The sequence below is a fragment of the uncultured Pseudophaeobacter sp. genome (genome assembly GCA_905479575.1).
Taxonomy (GTDB): domain Bacteria; phylum Pseudomonadota; class Alphaproteobacteria; order Rhodobacterales; family Rhodobacteraceae; genus Pseudophaeobacter.
This window is the reverse complement of sequence record CAJQNB010000051.1, coordinates 1-2,796: the sequence shown is the minus strand read 5'-3', so window position 1 is coordinate 2,796 and position 2,796 is coordinate 1. Positions and strand designations below refer to the sequence as shown.

Annotated in this window: 6 protein-coding genes and 1 pseudogene; all 7 read left to right on the top strand. The window is 64.9% G+C overall.

Annotated elements, in window-relative coordinates:
* Positions 1 to 276, top strand: a pseudogene (locus QZ268_RS14165) (hypothetical protein); the annotation flags it as partial.
* Positions 277 to 280: 4 nt separating this feature from the next.
* Positions 281 to 715, top strand: coding sequence for a hypothetical protein (locus QZ268_RS14160; protein WP_295453875.1), 435 nt, complete (start codon positions 281 to 283; stop codon positions 713 to 715).
* Positions 715 to 1,029 carry a phage holin family protein gene (locus QZ268_RS14155; RefSeq protein WP_295453872.1) on the top strand — a complete coding sequence of 105 codons (315 nt, stop codon included), beginning with the start codon at positions 715 to 717 and terminating at the stop codon, positions 1,027 to 1,029. Before QZ268_RS14160 ends, QZ268_RS14155 begins: the two co-directional genes overlap by 1 nt.
* A gap of 70 nt (positions 1,030 to 1,099) precedes the next feature.
* Complete coding sequence (locus QZ268_RS14150; RefSeq protein WP_295453870.1) at positions 1,100 to 1,825, top strand: lysozyme; 726 nt, start codon at positions 1,100 to 1,102, stop codon at positions 1,823 to 1,825.
* Positions 1,822 to 2,169 (top strand): hypothetical protein, encoded by a 348-nt coding sequence (locus tag QZ268_RS14145; RefSeq protein WP_295453867.1) that lies wholly within the window; start codon positions 1,822 to 1,824, stop codon positions 2,167 to 2,169. Before QZ268_RS14150 ends, QZ268_RS14145 begins: the two co-directional genes overlap by 4 nt.
* A gap of 22 nt (positions 2,170 to 2,191) precedes the next feature.
* Positions 2,192 to 2,359 carry a hypothetical protein gene (locus QZ268_RS14140; RefSeq protein WP_295453866.1) on the top strand — a complete coding sequence of 56 codons (168 nt, stop codon included), beginning with the start codon at positions 2,192 to 2,194 and terminating at the stop codon, positions 2,357 to 2,359.
* 145 nt (positions 2,360 to 2,504) lie between these two features.
* On the top strand, positions 2,505 to 2,796 hold a 292-nt coding region (locus tag QZ268_RS14135), incomplete at its 3' end, for a DNA adenine methylase (RefSeq protein ID WP_295453863.1).

Sequence of the window (2,796 nt, the reverse complement as noted above, 5' to 3'; positions counted from 1 at the left end):
ACCACCGCAAGCGTCAACGGCGATATCCTCACCGTCGATGGTGTCGCCTATGACCTGTCCTCCGTACCCGAGGGCGGCTTTGCTGAGCCGCAGGGCGATCACCCTTTTGCGGGGCGCATCGAGCGCACGGGGGGCGTTCTGGGTCTGTCTCTACGCTGGAGCTATGACGCTGCCACGGCAGAGCCGATCCAGCCCGCCGATGCGCCGGTTCTGAGCGTTGTCGCCGGGGCCGTGCCCGATCCCATCATTCGTAAACCCGCAGCACCGGAGGCTTAGGCCCATGACATTCTTGCTTAAGATCACCACCGCAGAAACCAGTGCTGCCGAGGCTCTGGCGCAGGCCAAGGCAGAGGGCCTGGCGCGGGCGCTGGATCGGCTCGCAGCGGCGGCAGCGGAAATCACCGGCCAGGTGCCCCAGGCCGAGCGCGACAGCTGGGCCACCAAGGCAGTGTCGGCGCGGGCCTATCTGGCGGATGCGGCCAGCGCCGATCAGCTGGCCATGCTGCAGGCCGAGGCTGCCATCACAGGCGAGGCGGTTGCGGATCTGGCAGCGGCGATTGTCGCGATGGCGGATGCCTATGCCAGTATCGCAGCGCAGCTGGCCGGTCTGCGGCGCAAAACCCGCGCGGTGATTGAGGTCGCGACAACGCCTGCGCAGGTGCAGGTCGCCCTGGCGGCGCTTGATGCGGCGTTGCTCACTCTGGGGGCGGGCTGATGCCTGAGCCGGGGCTGATCGACTGGATGTCGAACCTGCTGGGCGGTGCCGCCACCACGCTGGTCGGGGCCAGTATAGGCCGCCTGATGTGGCATTCTGGTGAGGTGCGCAAAGGCCAGCGCCGTTTCTTTGGCCCGGAGCTTCTTTGGGAAATCCCGGTGGCCATTGGCATGGCCATCATTGGCGAGGCCATTGCCAGCTATATGGGCGCCGGGCCCACCGTGACCACCGGCATTGTGGCGCTGGCGGCTTACATTGGCCCGCGCGGGGCTGAGGTGTTGCTGACCAAATGGCTGGTGCGAACTAAGCCGTAACGAAACCACAAAACCCAAAACCTGAACCCAACCCTGCCTTTGGCGGGGTCTTTTGCATTGGAGACATCATATGAAACTGATCTCAAACTGGCGCGCCACTCTTGGCAAGTCCTGGTCTGTCTGGCTCATCCTGGCGAGCCTGGTTCTGCTGGGCGGATACTTCCTGGCCCTGGTTCAACCCGGCATGCTGGGCTGGGACCCGCTGTATTTTGCCATGGCCTCGGCCACATGTCAGGCGCTGGCGATCCCGGCGCGGCTGGTGCTGCAGAACGGGCTATCTGAGCTTGCAGCCTTCCGTCGGGACCAAAGCGGCGCGATGCGGCGGCGCACGGTTGGGCTGATTGCGGGCAGCGGTATTGCGATGTCCGGCGCCATTGGCTTCATTGGCCAGTGGGAGGGGCTGCGGACGCAAGCTTACCGCGATGTCGTTGGCGTCTGGACCGTCTGCTATGGCGAAACCAAGGGGGTGCAACCAGACGACAGCTACAGCAAGGCGGACTGCGATGCGATGCTGGCGCGCGAGATCCTGGCCTATGAGGCGGCGCTGGACCGCTGCCTGACCCACCCGGTGCCGGTGGGCATGAAGATCGCCCTGGTCAGCTGGACCTACAACGTCGGGGCAGGGGCTGCTTGTCGCTCGACCCTGGTGCGCAAGGCCAATGCCGGGGATCTCACAGGCGCCTGCAATGAGTTGCCGCGCTGGAACAAGGCAGGCGGGCGCGTCTGGGCTGGGCTGGTAAATCGGCGCGGCGCTGAACGCGCCATGTGCCATCAGGCGCTGAAAGAGGCGGCATGATGCAGGCCAAGCTTTGGGCCTGGGGTCTGCGCAACCTGCCAGGGCTTGCCCTGGTGGGGGTGCTGGCTGGACTGGTCTGGTTTGTTGGCGATGCCTTCAATGACCGCACCCGGCTGCGCGGCGAACTGGCCGCCACGCAGGCGGATCTGGCAACAGCGCAGGCCAGCCTGCAGCAAGCCGCCGAGACCGCCCGCATTCACCGCGCCCACCTGGACCGCGCTGCCGATGAGGCCCGTCAATGGTCGGCGCTATCAAATGAGTTGCAAAACATGGAGGGCCGCGATGCGCCTTTATCCCCTTTGCTTGCCGCTACTGCTGGCCGGTTGTTCTCAACCAGCCAGTGAGGTGGTCATACCGCCGCCCCAAGTGCCGCCCGATCTGCTGCAGCCCTGCGCCGGATACACCGGCCCGCTGCCGCAATCTGAGGGCCAGATCTCGGATGCCCTCATTGCCGAAGCGCGCGGTCGTTCCTGCGCCAATGGCCGGTTGACGGCTGTGGCGGAGATCCTGACCCAGCCAATTCTTAAAGACTGATCCCTCCGCGCCCTAGCGGGGGGATCGGGTGCGCTAACACCCGTTCCCACGCAGCCATCCGTTCAAAGCGGCTGCGCCGACATACCCAACAGAAGATGTCGCCCGACTCTCGCGAGAGTGGGCACCCCATATTCTGGAATCAGCAATGACAACAATGACAAAGGTGCGCCCTGCCGCGCCCGTCGCCCCCTGGCTTGGGGGCAAAAAGGCCCTGAGTGCCCGCATCATCGCGCGCATCGAGGCCGTCGACCATGCCACTTATGCCGAACCCTTTGTCGGCATGGGCGGTGTCTTTTTGCGCCGCAGCTGGAAGCCGCAGTGCGAGGTCGCCAATGACTTCAATGGTGAAATCACCAATCTGTTCCGCATCCTGCAGCAGCATTTACCGCAGCTGATGGAGGTCATGCGCTATCAGATCGCCTCGCGCCGGGAGTTTG